The sequence below is a fragment of the Leptothoe sp. LEGE 181152 genome (assembly GCF_032906605.1).
GTDB classification, from domain to species: Bacteria; Cyanobacteriota; Cyanobacteriia; order Phormidesmidales; family Phormidesmidaceae; genus Leptothoe; species Leptothoe turfae.
In genome coordinates, this window is record NZ_JASATU010000004.1 from 103,659 (window position 1) to 124,686 (window position 21,028).

Annotated in this window: 23 protein-coding genes; 12 read left to right on the plus strand and 11 right to left on the minus strand. The window is 47.6% G+C overall.

The window, feature by feature from the left end; all coding sequences use genetic code 11:
• The first annotated feature begins 16 nt into the window (after positions 1–16).
• The 5 genes from QGP82_RS02420 (at position 17) to mdh (ending at position 3,681) form a co-directional block, all read left to right on the plus strand.
• Positions 17–850: a hypothetical protein gene (locus tag QGP82_RS02420; RefSeq protein ID WP_163660490.1), complete on the plus strand. Its 834-nt coding sequence runs from the start codon at positions 17–19 to the stop codon at positions 848–850.
• A gap of 279 nt (positions 851–1,129) precedes the next feature.
• A complete protein-coding gene (locus tag QGP82_RS02425) occupies positions 1,130–1,318 on the plus strand; it encodes a photosystem I reaction center subunit IV (RefSeq protein ID WP_006518066.1) in 189 nt (62 codons plus the stop codon).
• Between the two features lie 56 nt (positions 1,319–1,374).
• Positions 1,375–2,220: a DNA-formamidopyrimidine glycosylase gene (locus tag QGP82_RS02430; protein ID WP_163660492.1), complete on the plus strand. Its 846-nt coding sequence runs from the start codon at positions 1,375–1,377 to the stop codon at positions 2,218–2,220.
• 89 nt (positions 2,221–2,309) lie between these two features.
• Complete coding sequence (locus QGP82_RS02435) at positions 2,310–2,525, plus strand: NAD(P)H-quinone oxidoreductase subunit O (RefSeq protein WP_006518068.1); 216 nt, start codon at positions 2,310–2,312, stop codon at positions 2,523–2,525.
• A gap of 163 nt (positions 2,526–2,688) precedes the next feature.
• A complete protein-coding gene (mdh, locus tag QGP82_RS02440; protein ID WP_499056914.1) occupies positions 2,689–3,681 on the plus strand; it encodes a malate dehydrogenase in 993 nt (330 codons plus the stop codon).
• Here the strand turns inward: mdh and lipA are convergent, their stop codons facing one another.
• Complete coding sequence (gene lipA / locus QGP82_RS02445; RefSeq protein WP_163660495.1) at positions 3,682–4,590, minus strand: lipoyl synthase; 909 nt, start codon at positions 4,588–4,590, stop codon at positions 3,682–3,684.
• A gap of 239 nt (positions 4,591–4,829) precedes the next feature.
• On the opposite strand from lipA, the gene QGP82_RS02450 reads away from it, so the two are divergent.
• Both QGP82_RS02450 and QGP82_RS02455 read left to right on the plus strand, forming a co-directional pair.
• Entirely contained in the window at positions 4,830–5,420 is a 591-nt protein-coding gene (locus QGP82_RS02450; RefSeq protein WP_163660497.1) for a L,D-transpeptidase, read from the plus strand.
• Between the two features lie 185 nt (positions 5,421–5,605).
• Entirely contained in the window at positions 5,606–5,941 is a 336-nt protein-coding gene (locus tag QGP82_RS02455) for a hypothetical protein (protein ID WP_163660499.1), read from the plus strand.
• Between the two features lie 14 nt (positions 5,942–5,955).
• On the opposite strand, the gene tsaB is transcribed toward QGP82_RS02455, so the two are convergent.
• The 3 genes from tsaB to QGP82_RS02470 all read right to left on the minus strand — a co-directional run bounded on the left by tsaB (position 5,956) and on the right by QGP82_RS02470 (position 8,473).
• A complete protein-coding gene (tsaB, locus tag QGP82_RS02460) occupies positions 5,956–6,612 on the minus strand; it encodes a tRNA (adenosine(37)-N6)-threonylcarbamoyltransferase complex dimerization subunit type 1 TsaB (RefSeq protein WP_163660501.1) in 657 nt (218 codons plus the stop codon).
• Positions 6,613–6,687: 75 nt separating this feature from the next.
• Positions 6,688–7,398 carry a hypothetical protein gene (locus QGP82_RS02465; protein WP_163660503.1) on the minus strand — a complete coding sequence of 237 codons (711 nt, stop codon included), beginning with the start codon at positions 7,396–7,398 and terminating at the stop codon, positions 6,688–6,690.
• Positions 7,399–7,486: 88 nt separating this feature from the next.
• Entirely contained in the window at positions 7,487–8,473 is a 987-nt protein-coding gene (locus QGP82_RS02470; RefSeq protein ID WP_499056917.1) for an endonuclease/exonuclease/phosphatase family protein, read from the minus strand.
• 276 nt (positions 8,474–8,749) lie between these two features.
• Here QGP82_RS02470 and cax point away from each other — a divergent pair, with 276 nt between their 5' ends.
• Positions 8,750–9,844 carry a calcium/proton exchanger gene (cax, locus tag QGP82_RS02475; protein WP_163660507.1) on the plus strand — a complete coding sequence of 365 codons (1,095 nt, stop codon included), beginning with the start codon at positions 8,750–8,752 and terminating at the stop codon, positions 9,842–9,844.
• Positions 9,845–9,909: 65 nt separating this feature from the next.
• Here the strand turns inward: cax and QGP82_RS02480 are convergent, their stop codons facing one another.
• On the minus strand, positions 9,910–10,731 hold the full coding sequence (locus QGP82_RS02480) for an alpha/beta fold hydrolase (RefSeq protein ID WP_163660509.1): 822 nt from the start codon (positions 10,729–10,731) through the stop codon (positions 9,910–9,912).
• Positions 10,732–10,839: 108 nt separating this feature from the next.
• Between QGP82_RS02480 and QGP82_RS02485 the strand changes: the two genes are divergently transcribed.
• The 3 genes from QGP82_RS02485 (at position 10,840) to QGP82_RS02495 (ending at position 14,616) form a co-directional block, all read left to right on the plus strand.
• On the plus strand, positions 10,840–11,655 hold the full coding sequence (locus tag QGP82_RS02485) for an aminotransferase class IV (protein WP_499056919.1): 816 nt from the start codon (positions 10,840–10,842) through the stop codon (positions 11,653–11,655).
• Between the two features lie 118 nt (positions 11,656–11,773).
• On the plus strand, positions 11,774–13,618 hold the full coding sequence (ftsH3, locus tag QGP82_RS02490) for an ATP-dependent zinc metalloprotease FtsH3 (RefSeq protein WP_499056921.1): 1,845 nt from the start codon (positions 11,774–11,776) through the stop codon (positions 13,616–13,618).
• A gap of 254 nt (positions 13,619–13,872) precedes the next feature.
• Complete coding sequence (locus QGP82_RS02495) at positions 13,873–14,616, plus strand: bifunctional 4-hydroxy-2-oxoglutarate aldolase/2-dehydro-3-deoxy-phosphogluconate aldolase (protein ID WP_499056922.1); 744 nt, start codon at positions 13,873–13,875, stop codon at positions 14,614–14,616.
• Here the strand turns inward: QGP82_RS02495 and QGP82_RS02500 are convergent.
• Both QGP82_RS02500 and QGP82_RS02505 read right to left on the minus strand, forming a co-directional pair.
• Positions 14,557–14,889: a DUF565 domain-containing protein gene (locus tag QGP82_RS02500; RefSeq protein ID WP_163702229.1), complete on the minus strand. Its 333-nt coding sequence runs from the start codon at positions 14,887–14,889 to the stop codon at positions 14,557–14,559. The genes QGP82_RS02495 and QGP82_RS02500 overlap by 60 nt on opposite strands.
• Before the next feature lie 3 nt (positions 14,890–14,892).
• The gene (locus QGP82_RS02505) at positions 14,893–17,205 is read right to left on the minus strand and encodes a pentapeptide repeat-containing protein (RefSeq protein ID WP_499056923.1); all 2,313 of its coding nucleotides are present in this window, start codon (positions 17,203–17,205) and stop codon (positions 14,893–14,895) included.
• A gap of 274 nt (positions 17,206–17,479) precedes the next feature.
• On the opposite strand from QGP82_RS02505, the gene QGP82_RS02510 reads away from it, so the two are divergent.
• Entirely contained in the window at positions 17,480–17,878 is a 399-nt protein-coding gene (locus tag QGP82_RS02510; protein WP_006518083.1) for a hypothetical protein, read from the plus strand.
• A gap of 112 nt (positions 17,879–17,990) precedes the next feature.
• Here the strand turns inward: QGP82_RS02510 and QGP82_RS02515 are convergent, their stop codons facing one another.
• The 4 genes from QGP82_RS02515 to petD form a co-directional block, all read right to left on the minus strand.
• Positions 17,991–18,428, minus strand: a complete 438-nt coding sequence (locus QGP82_RS02515) for a hypothetical protein (protein ID WP_499056925.1) — start codon at positions 18,426–18,428, stop codon at positions 17,991–17,993.
• Between the two features lie 63 nt (positions 18,429–18,491).
• Complete coding sequence (locus QGP82_RS02520; protein ID WP_163660522.1) at positions 18,492–19,679, minus strand: glycosyltransferase family 4 protein; 1,188 nt, start codon at positions 19,677–19,679, stop codon at positions 18,492–18,494.
• 122 nt (positions 19,680–19,801) lie between these two features.
• Positions 19,802–20,221 (minus strand): ATP-binding protein, encoded by a 420-nt coding sequence (locus QGP82_RS02525; RefSeq protein WP_006518086.1) that lies wholly within the window; start codon positions 20,219–20,221, stop codon positions 19,802–19,804.
• 187 nt (positions 20,222–20,408) lie between these two features.
• Entirely contained in the window at positions 20,409–20,891 is a 483-nt protein-coding gene (gene petD / locus QGP82_RS02530; RefSeq protein ID WP_163660524.1) for a cytochrome b6-f complex subunit IV, read from the minus strand.
• Positions 20,892–21,028: the final 137 nt, after the last annotated feature.

The window sequence follows — 21,028 nt, forward strand, 5'->3', positions numbered from 1 at the left end:
TTGGAGGATTGAAAAGATGCATCGTCTGCTCTTGGTATTGCTAATAACAACTGGGGCAATTTCCCTGAGCGGTTGTGGATTCTTTAATCGCAACAGCGATGATGTTGCTGAGGATCCAGCTACCCCAACGGAACAAACAACTCAACCAGTAGAAACGTCAGAAGGTGAGCTTCCTGATATTCCAGGGGGAGAGGATTCCGGTAATGTAGTTGCGGTCTCAGAAAATTCTCCCACCATCGTTGCTCGTGACCTGATTCAGTCTACTGATCCAAACGAACGAGCAATTGGAGTGGAACGCACTCGTAATGATCCCTTCGCAGAACTAACAATTCCCCTCATCCCTCCTGAGCCGATTTTGCCTGAAGACGATGGTACGACGGCGACTAATGCTGGGACTGAGACTGGTCGCACAGTTGCAGCAGGACCTGGAACAGTAGGGCCTGGCAGTAATAACCCTCAGCAGCGCCCAGACCTCGCGGAACAACGCCGAGTTGAATCAGGTCGTGCTGAGATAGCGGCATTGCCCGAAATTCCACAGCCAACGACAGCTAGAGCTGTTCGAGTATCAGGGGTTATCCAAATCGGAGGGTCTCCTTACGCCATTGTTAAAGCTCCTAATGAAATTGAGCGCTATGTCAGACAAGGCGAAAGAATTGCTGGAGGCAGTGTTGTTGTCAAACGCATTGATACAGGTTCAGCTGAACCCCGTGTAATCCTGGTGGAAAACGGCATCGAAGTAGAGCGTTTCGTGACATCAACTGAAGAAGCCCCTGTGGAAGAAGAACCTGCCGCAGAAACAGTGTCAACAATTGGTGCTTTGCCAACTCTACCGAGTCCTGCTGGCATCTAGTTCATTCCAAATCATTCAAGGCTACATCTAATTTTCTTATTTTTAAAACCCTCTAGCTGTAAAGGTTAGGGGTTTTTCTGTATCCGCTCTGATTTCGTTGTGTAGGGTGTAGTTTATTTTTTATTCGGCTTTTTCTAAAGAATTATTTCTAAAATCTTCGATATGCAACAATTCTTAAATGGCAAGACTGTGAGTTCGGTTCAGAGGAGTAGTACCCTGGTGAACAGGTAGCTTGCTGCTCGCATTCATTACTCGTCTTTGAACAAGAGAGGACTATTCATGGTTAAGCGTGGATCTAAAGTACGTATCCTGCGTAAGGAGTCTTATTGGTTTCAAGATATTGGTACGGTTGCTTCCGTTGATAAAAGTGGCATCAAGTATCCAGTTGTTGTTCGTTTTGACAAAATTAACTATGCCGGAGTTAATACCAACAACTTTGGCGAATTTGAGCTGAAGGAAGTTAAGTAGCTCAAGCAACTGTAGATGGCTTGGTAAAATTAGCAGAGTTATTTGTCTAGTTATCCTTGCCAGAACTTCCTGAGGTAGAAACTGTCCGACGAGGGCTCAGTCGAGTTACTCTATATCAACCTATTCGGGGTGGCGATGTGCTGTTAGACCGCAGCATTGCTCACCCCGTTTCTATTGAAGAGTTTCTACCATCTGTCCTGGGGGCTGAAATTACGGCATGGCAACGTCGCGGCAAGTATTTATTGGCAGTTTTAACTCGCCAGCAACAACCGGCTGGTTGGTTAGGATGTCATTTACGCATGACGGGCCAACTTCTATGGGTAGAACAATCAATGCCGGTGTCTTCCCACTGCCGTGTTCGCCTCTTTTTTGAGAATGAACGAGAACTGCGTTACGTTGACCAACGCACCTTTGGTCGTCTTTGGTGGATACCTCCCAACATACAGCCCGATCAAATCATGACAGGGTTACAACGGTTAGGCCCAGAACCTTTTGCCGATGAGTTTTCTGTAGGCTATATGCAAGCCTGGTTTGGACGTAGACAGAAACCTGTTAAAAATGCATTGCTTGACCAGGCCATGGTGGCAGGCATCGGTAATATCTATGCGGATGAGGCGTTGTTTTTAAGTGGCATTCGCCCCAAGGTGAGATGCGATCGCATTTCCCCCACTCGCCTCAAACGCTTACACACATCCATTCGTAAAGTTCTTATCGATAGTATTGAAGCTGGTGGCACCACCTTTAGTGACTTTCGCGATATCCACGGCATCAATGGCAACTACGGCGGTGTCGCCTGGGTATACGACCGCGAAAACGAACCCTGTCGTGTCTGCGCAACGCCCATCACACGCATCAAACTCGCAGGACGCTCTGCCCACTACTGCCCCACCTGCCAAAAATAGAATTCTATTTATTTTCTCCACCGCCTATTGCCCATTCCCCACTGCCCCCACAGGAGCGATAATATATTGACCAGTTATTTTTCTAAGTAATGGCGATTAAAAAGGGTACTTTTGTGCGTGTCGTGCGCGAGAAATTAGAGAACAGCGTAGAAGCCACTGCTAGCGATAATCGGTTTCCGCCCTATATTTTTGAAACCCAAGGTGAAATTTTAGAAATTCGCGATGACTACGCCCTGGTGAAATTTGGCCGAGTACCCACCCCCAATATTTGGCTCCAGGTAGAGCAGTTGGAAGCGTTTAAGTAAGACTGACAACGTATTAAGAATCCTGATGGGATACTCCCAAGTACAAGTAGCCCCGGACACAATGGAAGTGTGGTTCACATCCGTTGATTACGTGGACCGCATCGTTGGGTAGCTGGGCCATTGATTAGCTGAGGTGCCCTCAAGCTGTCTATTGGGAGTTCCTATGGTAGTCGCTATTCCATATCCTCGGAAAGCAGTTGTTAATAAAGCTGCGATCGCAATCCCCAAAATCACTGTCATTGGCGCAGGCAATGTAGGTGCCAGCCTTGCCCGGTGTTTACTGGCCCAAAACTTAGGCCATGTGGTTCTACTAGATATCGTCGAAGGTCGCCCCCAGGGATTAGCCCTCGACATGGCTGAGGCACGCCCCCTAGAAGGGTATAGCTATAGTATTACTGGAACCAACGACTACCCAGATACAGCCAACTCACAGGTAATTGTGATTACCGCTGGGCTCCCACGCAAGCCAGGCATGTCCAGGGATGATCTACTCAAGGTGAACGGCGGCATCATTCTAGACGTAATGTCACAGGCTCTGCCCCACTCTCCCGATGCCCATTTCATCTTGGTCACTAATCCCTTAGATGTAATGACCTATCTAGCCTGGCAAACCAGTGGGCTCCCTCCCCGTCAAGTCATAGGACAGGCCGGAGTACTAGATTCAGCAAGATTTCGCACCTTTATTGCGCAGGAATTAGAGGTTCCTCCTCAGGATGTATCAACCATGGTACTGGGAGGACATGGTGATCTGATGGTACCGCTAATTAGCTACACCACTGTCAGTGGCATCCCTCTCACTGAACTAATGCCACTGAACAAAGTTCAGCAACTGGTAGATCGCACCCGCCATGGTGGCGCAGAAATTGTGAATCACCTCAAAACCGGCGGAGCATTTTACGCACCTGCGGCCGCAACAGCAACAATGGTGGCTGCAATTCTGCAAAACCAGTCAGCCATACTACCCGTTTCAGCCTATCTTGAGGGGCAATACGGGCTCAAAGATATCTATTTGGGTGTACCCTGTCGTCTTGACCACAATGGGGCAGCTTCCATAATGGAACTCTCACTCACCAACGATGAGCAGGCTGCCCTACAAACCTCTGCAGCATCGGTGCAACAAACACTACAAAAGGCACTATCACTCTTGACTAGCTAATTAATTTTTTCTGATTGCGGCCTCAACAGTTTGCGGACGAGGGCGAGGATACTCAGCCATCAGCCGTCGCACCTCTGCCGCATGGTAAGAACTGCGTGTCAGAGGAGACGATACAACCTGCAAAAAGCCCATCGCTTCTCCAGCCTCTCGCCACTGATCAAACTGTTCGGGGGTAATGAAATCTTGCACACCAAGGTGCTTTTGAGTAGGCTGCAAATATTGACCAATGGTAAGGATATCGCAGTCTACAGCGCGTAAGCCAGCCATGACCTGGCGGACTTCCTCATCAGTTTCCCCCAGCCCCACCATGATTCCTGACTTGGTGTAGGCCCATGGAGCAATTTCACGGGTACGTTTGAGTAGTTCCAAGCTGCGCTGATAGTCACCTTGGGGACGCACACGCTTATAGAGTCTAGGAATTGTCTCCGTATTGTGATTCATCACCTCAGGAGCTGCCGACAAAATAGTTTCTAAAGCATCCCAATTACCGCACAAGTCAGGAATCAGCACCTCAATGGTGGTATTGGGCGAAAGCTTTCGAGTCTCTTCAATGCAGCGCACAAACTGACTAGCCCCCCCATCGAGTAGATCATCTCGGTTTACTGAAGTGATGACTACATGGTTCAGACCCATCCGCCGCACAGCCTCACCTAAACGCAGAGGCTCGGTTGGGTCTAACGCCTGGGGTTTTTTCTCAAAATCAATATCGCAATAGGGACAGGCTCGCGTGCAAGCTGGGCCCATGATTAAAAATGTGGCAGTTCCAGCATTGAAGCACTCACCAATATTGGGACAGGAAGCTTCTTCGCACACCGTGTTGAGAGCGAGATCCTGCAAAATACCTTTGACATTGCCGACCCTTTCCCATTGGGGGGCTTTAACTCTCAGCCAGTCTGGTTTAACCGTCACACTACCCTGCCTTTACGAATGGAGTTGCTACGTCAGATAATTTTTTGACAATACTACTGATTCTAACAACTCAGGGACAAAGCCATGGGGGCTGCACAAAAGTATGCTGAGAAGTATGAGCAGCCCATAAAACAGATATCGTAAAACAACCGTAATAGGGTGAAATAGGTAAGATATTCAGGAGTACGACGCTTCCAAGTGCATACCGTTTTCTATCCTACGTTTTCCAATCCTTTGTAATGCAAGGTCTTCATCCCTTAGCTCGCAGCTTTGCCTTACTATGCGTTGGTTCTGCCCTTGGACTAGCCTTACTGGAGTTGCAAGATCCTTTTGATTGGAAAGCCGCAAATGCTCGACCAAGCCAGGAGGGCAATAACCTCCTTACTCGCATCTCCATAACTAACGGTCGCCGCCCAAGCTTCGCACGGCGCTTTAAACAATCAGATATTGAAATTGTGGTGCAGCTAGATGCTCGTACAGTAAATGTGTACCAAAAAGGTGACGTCGTCAAAGAATATCTCATCGCCATTGGTCAAGAAGAGTGGGAAACCCCCGAGGGCAGCTTTAGCATCACTCAAAAACAGAAATACCCCACATGGCAACACCCAATCACGGGAGAGTTAATCAAAGCAGGGAAGAAAAATCCCTTGGGTTCTCGATGGATTGGCTTTTTATCAACCCAGGATGGCGAAATTGGTTTTCACGGCACCAATGAGGAACGCTTAATTGGGGAAGCCATTTCCCATGGTTGTATCCGTATGCTTAATGAAGATGTTGAAGACCTGTATACCTATGTTGATATAGGTACTACGGTTACAGTAAAGCGCTAAATAAAACCACTAAACTTCTGGCTCTAACGGTCCAAGATAAGGCAACAAAGACGACAGAACGCATCAAATCATTTAGCCTAATTTATAGAGAGTGAACATTTTTGAAGATTCTTCGCAATTTTTCAACCTAGAAGTTCACAGCCTCGTTCATCGCAGAACTCAGTGTTAATAATTTTCTTTATCCAATGATTCTTGATCCAGTCTGGATTTCTGGAGTTTTTTTATGGGCTTTGGCCCTCTATCTGATGTTTTCGCCCCTGGTCCTTCGTTTGGTTGAGGCTCTAGAACAACAGGCTATGGGCTGGTTAGCATCCGCTGACACAACATCCTCTACTGGGCCAGCAGAACTCTATGCATCAGTCATGAGTATTGTGCCGTTTGTCGTCACTGGCGGTCTTTGCAACTATTTACTAGATATCAGCATGGGTCGTAGCTGGACCGTAAGCGTTGGCATTATCACCTGCATAGGCAGCGGCGTATATGAGTTGGGTCGCCGCGACGGTCAAGCCAATCAAGACTAACCTCTCAAACAGCTTCAAACAGTTACTGGATGTTGACCGTAAAACGGAATGACCTGTCGCCAGTCCGATATCTTCTCCCTTTGCAGACGCTCATAGCCAAGCTGTAACAAGGACGAGGTTGTTTCGGCCAGGCCAACACCTGAATCTAGGACTATTTTTACCAGGGGTTGAGACCAGTGGGATTGCTTCAGGTTCCAATCACTTGCGCTCAGCACCGTATCTTCTAGCTTTAAGGTCAGACTTTCTCCAGTCCAGTGGTAAACCGCACCATACACAGCCCCTCGTTTAGCAGGCATCGTAATAGCCAGATCAGTAGCTGTTTTGTGAGTTTCCACTATGGACTCCGAGGGTGGTCCCGACGCGGTGACTCGATGGTGGGCAACAGCAGCCAAAGCAGAAATACCCAATAGGGGAATATCTAACTGCTGTGCCAACGTTCGGGCAGTTGCCACACCAATCCGGGTACCCGTAAAACCACCAGGTCCAATGCATACAGCAATAAACGTCAGCTCTTGCCAGCGCTGGGGGGGCAAAAACCCTTGAAGTAACGCATGAAGTTGGCTGGATAAGTCACGACCTAGCTGCCAAGTTTGCTGACGATGGATCGTTTCAAAATCACTGATGGCTAAACCCAGTTCAGGGGTAGAGGTATGAAGTGCCAGACCTAACATGTCTTTCGAAATTTTCTACAAATCGTCTTGAGGGAACCGTTGTCTCAGAAGTGGGCATCGGCAGCATGACGTATGCTAATCGCTTTCTCTAGGAACAATTTCTTTAGTAACTGCAAAATAAAAGCCTAATAAGAGTTCACGATTTTGCCACTTTTTGAAACTGACGGAACGGCGAAACATCAGATAGGCCACATAGCCAAACAATGGAGCAACGATTAGCAGCTCTAGAGAGCTTACACGAAATGTATTGATTAAACTCACAAACCCTAGAATCAAACATCCCAGAGAAAGATTACGGTACATGATGTGGGAAGCTGTGTGCATTTCTGCAGCCGTAACCGAAGGGCTATTGTTTTCACGCAGATAGGCTTTAAGTCGAGCATTGATCCAGCGCATCTTTTTAGGGAGGCCTATTTTTTGCTGTAGCTGAAGTACTAAGCGATCTTCAAAGTCTAGTGACGATGTATTCCCTAGCTCAGCCTGTTTCAGTTTTTTATCTCGCTCCCTTAGCTGACTATCCATATACAGATATTCCTGTTTAAACACATGGCATAGCAGCAGAAAATATCGCCAGCTCAATGTTTGTACAGTCCCACCGATGATGTAGCTCAAAAATAAGAAAGTGAATGAGATCGCCAATGTCCCACTGCTCTGAATCACCGGAGCCAAATCCGCCAAACTTTCCACTGGGTTATAAAGCAAAAATCCTGCCACAATAAATGGCGAGCCCCCAATAATTGCAGCAAATAGTTCAAAAGGCCCAAGGAAATACTTCAGTTGCTCCATAGGATGTGATGTGCGTCTGAATAGAAATGGTTTTAGCAGAGGCTCCTGTCTTTCTGAAGTAACTCAGGAGTTTCCATATCGTCTCAGATTATTTCAGCGTAAACGTCATCATCAATGGCAAGTGATCCGAAGCCGTTCCCACTTCTGGTATCACACGGGTTGCCGTCAGCTCAATCGACTCTGGGGTATAGAACAAATAATCCAGCTTATGTTCAGGTGGTTCAGATGGGAAGGTCGGTTGGTCAGGCCATTGCTCTCGAGGAAGCGCCGATGAAAATGCACCAGACTCTGCCAACACCTCAATCGACCGCTCCCCTTCCTCAGGTCGATTGACCGCACTGTTAAAGTCACCTACTAGCAACACAGGATACTCCTTGGCATAGGTTTCAGCCATTTGTCGTACGGTATGGGTTTGATTAAATCGGGTCGGGTTATCAAACGCTTCCAGGTGCACATTTATAACAATCAGAGCACGACCATTAATATCAACTTGGGTAACCTGAGCTAAGCGATCCAAATAGACAGCATTGTAGAAAAACGGACGACTGGCTACTTTTTCGAGTACGATTCGATTATTTTCCACAATCGGGTAGCGACTCAATACAGCCTGACCTGAGACGATTTTGCCGAAGTGGGCTGATATGGGCCAATAGGGAAAAGGTACATAGTTTTTATTCCAGTTAATGGCCAGACCGGCATTAGCCAACCCCAGGGCGTTAGCAAGGGCATCCAGCTGATTAACGTTGTAGGAGCGTTTAGAGGCGATATCAATTTCTTGGAAAGCGATGATGTCAGGATTTAGGGAGCGAAGTGTGGCGATCGCACTCTCTAAGTGCCCATCAAATAAACTCTTAGGCCGCTCCACCGCCTCTTGATTCGTCAAGCCCGACAAATAGCCAATGTTGTAAGACACCAGGGACAATGTGTTTTCTTCGGCAGCAGAAGCCTCAACGTCATAGGTGAGGATTTCTGTATATTTATCGCGAGGATAGCTACCAGAGGTGGCCCAACCATAGAACACGACCAAGACCAGTGCCAACGAACCCAAAATTGCCAGAATCAGCTTCCACACCATGGCACCCTCATTAGATTAGTACTCAACACCAGTACTCAATCTAATGCCGTAATGATGCAGGTCTTCAGATACCTGCACAACTCGTAAAGTTCATTCCAAGAATAGTTGGAATTATTCCCTCACTTGTCACTCCTTTGGGTAATCTGATGGTGCTGAAATATCTAGGATTAGAGCAACAGTTCAGTTCCTTTAGAGAAATGCCTAAATTTGAGCATTTCTCCAATTGAACGCGTCCCTCAATTCAATCCTCGACCTAAACGATGTGTTAAAGCCTCCATGTCAATCAAAAATTTAATTTTCTTCGGTCTACTTATATTTGTTCCTATTTCCGCATCTGCCCATTTCCTTGGCTGGGGTGAACTGGCAGTTTTTGTCACAGCGGCGATTGCCATCATTCCGTTAGCGGGCTGGATGGGCCAAGCTACTGAGGAAATCGCTGTGGTTGTGGGGCCTTCCCTGGGTGGTTTACTCAATGCCACCTTTGGGAATGCAACAGAGCTGATTATTGCCCTGATTGCGCTCAACGCCGGGTTAATTAACGTCGTTAAATCTAGTATTACCGGCTCAATTATCGGTAACCTGCTGCTGGTGATGGGACTATCGATGCTGCTGGGAGGCATCAAGTTTAAGGAACAGGACTTCCAGCCAGTAATTGCCCGCATGAACGCATCGTCGATGAATTTAGCGGTAATCGCAATTTTATTGCCGACAGCAGTGGACTTTACCTCACCCTCCATCACGGAGCCAACGCTACAGCGTCTCTCTGTTGCCGTAGCTATTGTGTTGATTCTGGTTTATGGCCTCACGCTGCTGTTTTCCATGAAAACCCACGCCTATCTCTATGATGTGGGCACAGCGGAAGAGGAAGGAGCAGAAGAAGAACATCACGCAACGCCTAACCTTCCACTTTGGATTGGGGTGCTGTTGGCCGCCACCTTGGTAGTCGCTATAGAGTCCGAGTGGTTGGTAGGATCCCTAGAGGTTGCGACTAAACAGCTAGGCTTGTCCGAACTCTTTACAGGCGTCATTTTGCTGCCCATCATTGGCAATGCGGCCGAGCATGCCACTGCTGTGACTGTCGCTTTGAAAAATAAGATGGATTTATCGCTATCGGTGGCCGTGGGGTCCAGTATGCAGATCGCTCTATTTGTAGCTCCAGTGCTGGTCATTGCTGGATGGCTTATGGGTCAGCCGATGGATCTGGACTTTAATAATTTCCAACTGATCGCCGTAGCTGTATCAATTTTGATTGCTAACTCTATTAGCAGTGATGGGAGTTCTAACTGGTTAGAGGGGACGTTGTTGCTGGCAACTTACACCATCATTGGTCTTGCGTTCTTTTTCCATCCCATGATTGAAGGAATTGGTTAAATGGCTATTCATCGTAGGCCCGTTGGGGACCATTCATCGTTGTAGAAACGTTCCATGGAACGTCTCTACAACGATGGGGTTAAAAATAATGCGATCAGATTAGAAATTTGATCACAATCCGTCCGAATCAAATCATGATCGGCCTCGGGTAATACCTCAAATTTGGCACCCGGCACTCCATGACCGTAGGTTTCACAATGCCATAGGGGGATCGTCGTATCCTGGGCACCAGCAATGACTAAGGTCGGCACAGCAATCTTATGAATGCCTTTTTCTACGGTATCAATGGCATCCTCCGGTCGTAGACGGTCAACGATAAAGGACTTAGCGACAGGCTGTTTGCCAAATTCGCGCCGAGCCATGGCTACCTGGTCATAGGTCTTTTGCTGCCCGAGAACTTTGGCAAGGGGTTTCAGACCAGTAAGCACCCAATCCACCACGGGTGTTTCCCACAAAATCGGACGCATATAATTGTAGCGACCGACAAAACTGTCATCGCGAATGCCAGCCGGAGCAATCAGAATAAGATACTCCAGCAAAAATGCATTAGTGTCGGCTTGCTCAATCGCCAAGGCAGAACTGGCCCACCCCCCATAGGAATGGCCAATGAGGGTGACATTGGTGAGCTTTAAGGCAGCAATAAACTCACTCACAAACGCCGTTTGATGCCAAATGGTGTACTTAAGCTTGGGTTTAGAAGAACGACCAAAGCCAAGTAGATCCAGCGCAATACAGCGATAGCGGTCAGCCAACCGCTCCATGAGCAAACGCCACAGGCTACTTTCGCCAAGAAAACCATGGAGAAATAGCAACACCGGATTATCCTGGACACCATACTCTATGTAAGCTGCTTCATATTGACCGAGCTGAACCGTTGATTTTTGCACCCGTTATCCCCTGTGGCTATCGTTTTCATCTTCTAAGATCGGAACACGCTTTGGAGCGAATTTCAGAGGATTCTAATTTGCTCCTGAGTTTTCTGAGAAGCCTAACAGATGACTTATTGGTTTGCAGGTCAGCTATATAAGGATGACCAGATAAAGATTATGGTTAGCGATCCGGCGTTGGCGTATGGAGCCAGCGTATTTACGACGATGCGGATTTATGAGAATAGCTTGACGCATCCGTTGACAGCATGGGATTGGCATTGCGATCGCATCGCCCAATCACTCCATTTCTTTACCTGGCCCCAACCAGACTGGCAACGCACCACTACAGGCTGTCAAGCATTGCTCACAGACTATCCAGTGCTAAGACTGACTGTTCTTGCCGATGGCCGTGAACTGATCACAGGTCGCCACCTCCCGCTCAATCTAGAACAGCAACAGCAAGAAGGAGTAACGGCCTGGATTGCCGCAGAGCCTAAATATCAGCGCAGTTTGCCAGGACACAAAACCAGCAATTATCTACCTTGCTGGTTGGCGATGCAAGCCGCCAAGGGCCATGGAGCTCGCGATGCCATTTTGATTGCACCCACTGGAGAATGGCTGGAAACCAGCACAGGTAACTTATGGGGATACAGCAATGGCAAATGGTACACGCCGCCCCTGAACTCCGGCCTACTGCCAGGCATTAGCCGAGCCCGACTGATTAAAGCTTTAAAGAATCAGGTCATTTCCCACATCCCTTGGACCGGAAAAAGAGTGAACCAGTTTGAATGTTTAGCCTACAGCAATTGTGTGGTAGAGCTTTTACCGATCCACACAGTTCTGTCTGGGAATATTAAACTAAACTATAGTTCTACCCACGAAGGTCTAACAGCCCTCAAACAAATGTTTTACAGGCCTTCGATGTGCGAGCACAACTGCTGAGCGGAGTAGGCTATGCAGAATCCTGAAATGCGTTAACATAAGTTAATAAATCTCAGATCAGCATAGGTGAGCTCGCTGAAATCGCTGACAATTAAAAACTTTAGGAGGCTTACTCCCTGTGAATAAGCGCTGGAGAAACGCAGGACTCTACGTGTTATTGGTAGTTGTCGTCATCGCACTAGCTACCGCATTTTTTGAACAACCTCGTATTGAAACCGATGCATGGCGTTACAGCCGTTTTATCAATCAAATTGAGAGCGGTGCCATTGAGAAAGTTTACATTAGCGCCGATCGAACCCAGGCTCGTTTCCCTGATCCAACAGGTGAAGAGCGTCGGATTGTGGTTAACTTACCCAGCGACCCTGGCCTTGTTGATATCCTCACTGAGAACTCTGTGGATATTGAAGTTCAGCGTCAAGCTGAGGAAAATCGGTTGCTGCAAGTACTCAGCACATTACTTATCCCCATCTTGCTGCTCGTAGTGCTGTTCTTTGTACTACGACGTGCTCAAAATGGCCCTGGTAGCCAAGCGATGAACTTTGGTAAATCAAAGGCTCGCGTACAGATGGAGCCTCAGACCCAAGTCACCTTTGGTGATGTGGCTGGCATCGACCAGGCCAAACTTGAACTTACTGAGGTGGTTGATTTCTTAAAGAATGCCGACCGCTTTACGGCGGTTGGTGCCAAGATTCCCAAGGGCGTATTGCTAGTGGGTCCTCCTGGTACCGGTAAGACACTGCTAGCTAAGGCCGTTGCTGGAGAAGCTGGTGTACCGTTCTTCTCTATCTCTGGTTCTGAGTTTGTAGAGATGTTTGTGGGCGTGGGTGCTTCCCGTGTTCGCGATCTGTTTGAGCAAGCTAAGACCAACGCTCCTTGCATCGTATTTATTGACGAGATTGACGCGGTTGGTCGTCAGCGTGGTGCTGGCCTCGGCGGTGGTAATGACGAGCGTGAGCAAACCCTAAACCAGCTACTCACCGAGATGGATGGTTTTGAGGGCAACACTGGCATCATCATCATTGCGGCTACTAACCGTCCTGACGTATTGGATGCGGCTCTATTACGTCCTGGTCGTTTTGACCGTCAGGTGGTGGTTGACCGTCCTGATTACTCCGGTCGTTTAGAAATCCTGAAGGTTCACTCCCGTGGGAAGACCTTTAGCAAGGACGTTGATCTAGAGAAGATTGCCCGTCGGACACCTGGGTTTACCGGTGCTGATCTGTCTAACTTGCTAAACGAAGCCGCTATTTTGGCAGCTCGCCGCAATCTGACCGAAATCTCCATGGATGAAGTTAACGATGCGATTGATCGCGTCTTGGCCGGTCCTGAGAAGAAAGATCGGGTAATGAGCGAGAAGCGCAAGTCCCTAGTTGCTTACCACGAAGCAGGTCATGCCCTGGTGGGTGCCCTGATGCCAGACTATGACCCCGTGCAAAAGATCAGCATTATTCCCCGTGGTCAAGCCGGTGGTTTGACTTGGTTTACTCCGAGTGAAGAGCGTCTAGAGTCCGGTCTATACTCCCGTTCTTATCTGAAAAACCAGATGGCTGTGGCCCTGGGTGGTCGTCTTGCTGAGGAAATTGTCTTCGGCGATGAAGAAGTTACGACCGGTGCTTCTAATGACCTACAGCAGGTAGCTCGCGTGGCTCGTCAGATGGTGACTCGCTTTGGTATGAGCGAAAAACTAGGTCCAGTTGCCCTAGGTCGCCAACAAGGTAATCCTTTCTTAGGGCGTGACATTGCCACTGAGCGCGATTTCTCTGAGGAAACAGCTGCTGTGATTGATGCGGAAGTTCGTAGTCTTGTAGACGTTGCCTACAGCCGCGCTAAGCAAGTCCTAGTTGAGAACCGCAAGGTTCTTGATCAGCTAGCTGACATGCTAGTAGACAAGGAAACAGTTGATTCTGACGAACTACAGAGACTGCTGATTGACAACAATGTCAGCATGGCAAGCATTGCCTAGAGGTCTAGTAGATTTTTAGTTAGCGTTTCTTAGTCTTACTCCTGAGGAGTTTGATATTTAAAAGCCGCAGGGGTAGCCTGCGGCTTTTTGTTGTGTTGGAGAGGATTTTATTTTTGTTACATGCCGTGTTGAATCGTTAGCAGTACTTAGAAAAGCGACAATTTCCGTATTGCAAATTGGTCTAAAAGCCTAAGAGGTACAAGCAGATATGATTGACGCTTGCAAAATAGGCTTAACACTAAGCCCCTCAGGTTATGACTGCATTACATTCAGCCCCGCCTCATGTGCAACCTCTTGTTGAATACCAGCAGCGTTGGCTGCAGACACTCCAAACCCATCGCGCCATTGCTGTTATTAGGGCTGAGACAGTTGAAAGCGGTCTAAATATGGCAATGGCTGCTGCTGAAGGAGGCATCCATCTACTCGAAGTTACTTGGAATAGCTATCAGCCTGTGGCGTTGCTCCAGGCCATTCAAAAGGCGTTACCCCACTGCACTGTAGGGGTGGGGACAATTTTGACAGAAGAGGATTTGCGGGTTGCGATCGCAACTGGCGCACAATTCTGCTTTAGCCCCCATACATCGATAGCCTTGCTTAGCCATGGCCGTATGGTGCATATCCCTACCGTGGCAGGAGCCATGACCCCAACTGAAATTTTAACGGCTTGGGAATTAGGGGCCACAAGCGTCAAAGTGTTTCCCATCAAAGCCTTGGGGGAAGCCACATATCTGGAATGTATACAAGGCCCCCTCGGACATATTCCATTGATTCCGTCTGGGGGCGTGACCCCAGAGAATGCCACTGACCTCTTATCAGCTGGTGCAACAGCAGTGGGAATTTCCAGTGGATTATTTAGGGCAAACCATGTGCGGCATCAAGACTGGAAAGCGATCCAACATCAAGCTACTCAACTCGTAGAAGCCATTGGCACACTGTCGCTAACTACCGAGTTTAAAGGCCTCAACAAAAAGACCATAAACCATGCCCAGCTTAAATGAATTAAGGAGTTCAGGGAGGATCGTCCGCTGGCCATTGGAGCGAGATCGATGATATAGCCAGCTAATGAATTCCACCATGGCTACCAAAATGGCAGAAATCAAAATATCAATCTCTGACGTTTGCCCCGCTGTCGCAGAAATAGCTGTCGCAAAAAAATTACCAAACAGCAGGCTAATGACAGCTAATGAAATGCGCCGCCAGGGATTAAACACCCATTGACTAAAGCGCTGACCCGCTTGATCTACTAATGTACTTAATCGCGTTCGTTGCATTGACTACTCAGCAGCATCCATCAGCTTCTGACAGGACGGATGAATTCCTCCTTGCACACAAATGTAGTTTAACTGGCGCACATCAATGTTACGCACACGGCTAAAGTTAACTCCCTGTAGAGAGTTAGCCGTATTTAACTGAGCATTAGGCGTAATAAAACTACCTGTCACTCTAGTGCCATCATCAAAGATAGCTCCCGCTAAATCAGCATCCGCCAAATTTACCCCCGTTAACCTGGCTTGTCTAAGATCGGCATCACGCAAATTAGCCTGGCGTAAATCAGCCCGTTCAAAATTTACACCATCTAGTTGGGCACCGTGAAAGTCAGCACCAACCAAATTAGCCTGCTCAAAATTAGCCCCAATTAAATTGGCACCCACCCAGTCTGATTGGGGCAATATTGCCTTGGTCCAACTGCTGTGGGCCGCTTCAAGACGATTAAGTCTTGCTCGACTTAAATCTGCACCATCCAACGTACCCTGGGTCATATCAGCACCCACTAAATTGCTTCCCTGCCATTGACTGTCAGGCGCATTCACATGCATCAGTTGGGCATTGGTTAATTGGGCACCTTCTAAATTGCCGTAAGCTAAATTGACATCCCTCAGATCAGCTCGCCTGAAATTGGCACTACTCAATTGAGCACCTTGCAAATTAGCATGTTCTAGCCGAGCACCACTCAGATTGATACCGCTTAAGTCGCTGATGATGTCATCGTAAGAATCAGCTTTACCATCAGGCCCTTCATCAAAGAAACTAGCTCTAGCTAAGTTTGCCTGGCTTAAATTTGCATTCTGCCAACTGGTACCTGCTGCTAACAGCCCAGGTTGAATCAGGCGAAACGAGCGCTCTGAATCATGATATTTTCCCAAGTTAACCCGGTCTAAACGAATACCGTCTAACTCATCGCTGTGCACAGTGAGTATTTTTGCAATCGCACCCTGCACCATATGACGCTGCTCCAATCGCAGCGACCGAGTCTCAGTGTCCAGCGACTGCTGAAGATCATTTTCCAGCACACGTCCCAGAGACAGCAAAGGAGGCAAACTCTCTAGACCTTGACTGATCAAGGCCTGCTGAACCGTCGCCAATGTTGTTGGCCGTGAGGTTTGACTCAATAGATCCGTTAAGTATTGAGCAGTACGGGGGTCATCTACCTGAGCCAACATTAAGATAGCCGCATCATAATCTGCACCCTCCGCTTGCGTTTTGTCCATCAGAGCCTGAGCTGTCTGTAAAAACGCGTCACTCTCAGCCTGAATCTGGGATGATTGCCCAACACGACCAACACTAAATCCAGCTAAACACGCCAGCACCATGCCACTTGACCATAGCCACCATGCCCTCTTACCTGATAACAATTGACTTGGCGGCAGCAGAACTAAGCTACCGCCACTCTGCTCAGAACGAGGGGGCAAAACAAGCGATGTTAAATCACCTGCATCCTCGGTCAGCCACCATTCATCATCATTCGCAGTCTCCCCATAAAGCTGAATCGCACTGTTGACCATGCCATTGCCTACAACGCCGTTATTTTCAATGCCATTGCTTTGCGAAGATGAAGTGTAATCACCCATGGGCAATGAATAGAGCAAGGATTCACCAGAAATCGGTAAATACCCAGCATGGGACTTTGTCACTCGGGTCTTAGCGACACGATCATGCCACGCCCGCTTATCAAGAGCTAAGGTTGTTCCACCTTCAGCCATGGCTAACAGAATAACGATGAATAGCATCCAGGGTGCCGCTGAAACCCCTGTTAACAGGGTGCCGCCAACAACAATCACCATCGGCAGCCCCCAACGCACCAGCTCACGTGTAACCACCTGTAGCAACGTGAGCGATCCACCCGTTATGGAAATCACCTGAATCCCCAACCATTGCTTAGGCCATGTGCGCCCAGTGAGACGTAGCTGCACCAACTGTCCCCCAGCCGTAATGACAGGGGCAATCAACGCAACAGTCCACAAAATATTTGTTAGCCGAGGTACCGTTCGATGCAATCGGTGTGGTGGTATTTGAGCAATCCAGGCCCATCCCTGCTGAGCATGTTTGACCAAAAGATTTAGCTCAACCCGCAAAGCGCCTGAGTCAGCAGCAGGCGGCATAAAAGATTCTTCAACACTGCCTTCGATAGGAAGCATGTTGCGATCCATCAGGACATAATGCCCTGCCCCCCAAGGCACTAAGGCACTCATGGCGACCAAGCTCACCTCTAGACTCCAAGCCACTAAGCGCCTGCCGACCAATGTCGCTGACCGCAGTTTTGGGACAAGCACAATTGAGTTCTGAGCCTTCATGGTTTGCTGAGTCATCTAGCAATCTGGATGTATCTAATACTTTGAGGTGAGCGTTCTAAGCCAATTACGCCAGACCTGGCAACTGTCACCATTGAATGAATCGTATGACTTATATAATACAAGCCATACAACAATTCCACTTTGTTAACTATTGGCAAACTGGCACATATGCAATAACGTTAGCTATATCTCACCACTAGTATTGAGATATACATTCCTTAGGAGTGTGATTCAGTTAAAGACCTAGTGTTCTCGTAAGGCTACCCCATAAGTTGCCGAGGTGCTATCGATGAAAAATATTGCCACAAAAAACATAGCTTCTTTGCTCATTGCTGCCACTGTGGTTGCTGCACCCACCGCTGCTGTTTATGGTCAATCAGCAACGGAAATCACCGGCACTAGCGGTGGTAACCAATCATCCACAGATTGCGGCTTTATTCCCGCTCAACCTGATCATTCTTTCAACATCACCGAGTCAGCTGCTTCAGTATCCATTGAAGTATCTGGTGACAATGATTACACATTGCTCATGGTGGGTCCCGACGACTCACGGGAGTGCATCCTAGCCCACGATTTTGATGGCGGTGCAATCAAATCTCGCGGACTATATAAGACCGGTAATTACCGTCTGTATGTCGGCGATCTCGATGGTAATGGTGCTCCGTTTACGATGACCGTTCAGCGATAACTTCCCATCGTCGCAAATGTTATATCTATGACCATGGCCCGCTGATAGATTTCCATCAGTGGGCCATTACATGTTTGGCTGGAGATCCTAGACATTTATTATTGCCTATTGATTATGGATCCGCAGGTGGCAAAATCTCTACATCCACAGTTTTGACGCTGTCTGTAGAGTCATTATCAGCATTGGCGACATCAACATTAATCACATCAACATCAATCGTACCCTCAGGGGTCATCCTGGAAAAAGCACCATTACTGACCTGTAGCTGTACACCGCAACTCGGACAGGAAAGTGGCATTTTGTTAAACCCAGTCAACGGTTGAGAACAGGATGGACATGCTCCTTCCACTAAATTACGTCGTAGCCAGAACTGAACACCCACCACCAAAACAATAGGTACCAGAATCAGCAGCAAGAGCAGAACGAGCAAAGACTTGAATAACCAGCCAACACCAACAGTTGTGATCAGTGCCAAACCAGCCGCAAACATTAACCAACATCCAATGCCAGAAAAGTTGAGCTGTAACTGTCTAAAACCGTTGGGAGCCATATTGCCGCCTCCTATGGTGCTGGGATCTATATTCTATAGTGTCTACCCCTTTGCATTGGCTGATTAGTTTGTCGGGATACTGCTACTTGATTGATTGAGGTCTTTGACGTTGGGCTTAGGATCACCCTCTAAAAGATGCTGTAGCTGCTGAATCAACGCCGTCTTGCTAAACTGTGCTAACGTTTGTTCCCGCAACCAAGGACCGTCGCAACGACGATCATCTCCTTGTAACGCTTCTATACAAGCAACTGCTACAGCATCAGGATCGCGATGGGGGACACGCCATCCTAAACGACCATCTTGCAGGGGATCAGCAGAACCGTCATCATCACCAGAAATAACTGGAATACCACAGGCCATGGCTTCTAGATAAACAATGCCAAACCCTTCTTGGGAGGGCATAACATAGACGTCTGCCAGGCGATAGTGCTCCACTAGCTCCTCATTAGGAACAAAGCCTGCAAAGACAACTCGATCCGCCACCCCTAAATCGTTTGCTAGCTGAGCTAACCGAGGCTGATCATCACCACGACCAATCACTAAATATTTCACATTCGGATAGACGTTTGCGATCGCAGGCAGTGCCCGTATCGTCACATCCACTCCCTTATAGGGATCACCTCGCCAAAGTCGAGCTACTGTCATTAACACTCGTGTATCGTCCAACCCATAACGCTGCTGTAGTTGCAAGGATGCGATCGCTGGTGTAAAACCTTGACCATCCACTGTACAAGGGAGTATCTCAATGCGCTCAGCTTCTAGGTTATTGGCCTTACAGGCCAAGTCTCGACTATACCGGCTGATTGTCCAAATATGATCGGCCGCTCGCAAAGCATTCCCTTCAGCTAGCCCAAGAGGAAACCAAACTTCTTTTCCATAGGTGAGCACTGTATAAGGCACCCTGGCTAACCAAGCCAACTGACGCGTCATCACTGCCAAGTTAATATGTCCACAAAATAGACGTCGTGGACGCTTAAGTAACAGATGCAGCCCTAAAGCCAACGTAAACCGAATCCGATCGAACATCGGATGCCCTGACTGAAAGCAATGAACTTTAAAGCGCGATGAAAATTCAGAGGGAATACTATTGCGACGATCACGCAACAAAAAAATATCCGCTGTCGCAGATGAATTAGAGGCTAAATACGCCGTTAAGATATCTTTGATATACGACTGAATTCCACCTTCACAACCAAATACTTCTATAAAAACGAATGTATCTTTTGCCCATATCCTGCGAGCTAATTGCATGTGCAAAGCTCCATTTTTATATATTACTTAGAACACCCATCACCTAATGATGAGACAACAAAATAGCTTCAGATGAGTGAATTCCTCAGCAAATTTAATGAGTTATTTAAAAGCTTTAAACCTTACGAAGGCGTTGAACATTTAACAATTCGGAGGCAATTACGCCCTAAATCATTACGCTCGTAGTTTACATCGGCCAATCGCCGCATCAAAAACCAACCATAGCCACCTACCGTGAGTGTCCCCGGTTTTCGTTCTGGCAATTTATCGGGGTCAAACGGTTGACCCATATCCCATACTTGGACTTCTAATTTTTCTTGCCAGAGAAATAAATCTATTTCAATAGGTGTATCCGCAGGTAAGCCCTTGTGTGCATGCCTAACGGCATTGGTAAAACCTTCCGCCAAGGCCAAATTTACTTGATCAAAAACAGCCTCAAGCCATGGCAGTTGTGACGCAGAACAAAAACGATCAAACCACTGCTGAACTTGAGTTAGGTCTTCTAGCTTACTTTGAACTATCAACTGATCTTGCTTTAACATGTCCGACTAACCGGCACGTTCGCACCAATAGTTTGCCCGAAATCAACTAAAAAATCGATAGATAAGCCTAGGAGAGTAGATGTCTTAGCTGTATCTTGACACATTAAAAAGCTTCTTGAAAATTCGCAAATACACAGCGAAAATTCAAGAAGCTAATGTTAATGACCTAAGACAGAGAAATCAACGCCTAGAACAAACCTAGAGTTAAAGACTTATCGATAGGTAGAGCTGCACCAATGCCTAACCAAAGAGTGGCTAGGGTACCAAACAAGAACACTGCTGTCGCAACCGGACGACGGAATGGATTCTGGAACTTATTAACGTTTTCAATGAAAGGAACAAGCATCAGACCAAGGGGAATCGCTGTTTGCAAAGCAATTCCTAGAAGCTTGTTAGGTACAATTCGTAGAATCTGGAATGCAGGATAGAGATACCACTCAGGAAGAATCTCAAGGGGTGTAGCGAAAGGATTAGCAGGCTCACCTACAAGAGCAGGATCTAAAACCGCTAAAGCTACGCAGCATGCAATGCTACCCAAGATTACTACGGGAAAAATGTATAGCAAATCATTGGGCCAAGCAGGTTCACCATAATAATTGTGACCCATACCCTGCTTCAGCTTCTCTCTAAGTTGAGGATCACTGAGGTCAGGCTTCTTAATCGTTGCCATAGCTCAAATCGTCTCCTAATTTACCTCTGAACAGAATGCGCAACTTGGTAGAAATAGCTTAACCCTGAATCAAGCTTGAGGCCACATTTGGCCAAGAACTCAAACATTTAGCCACAATCGGAGAGCAGCTAAGCGCT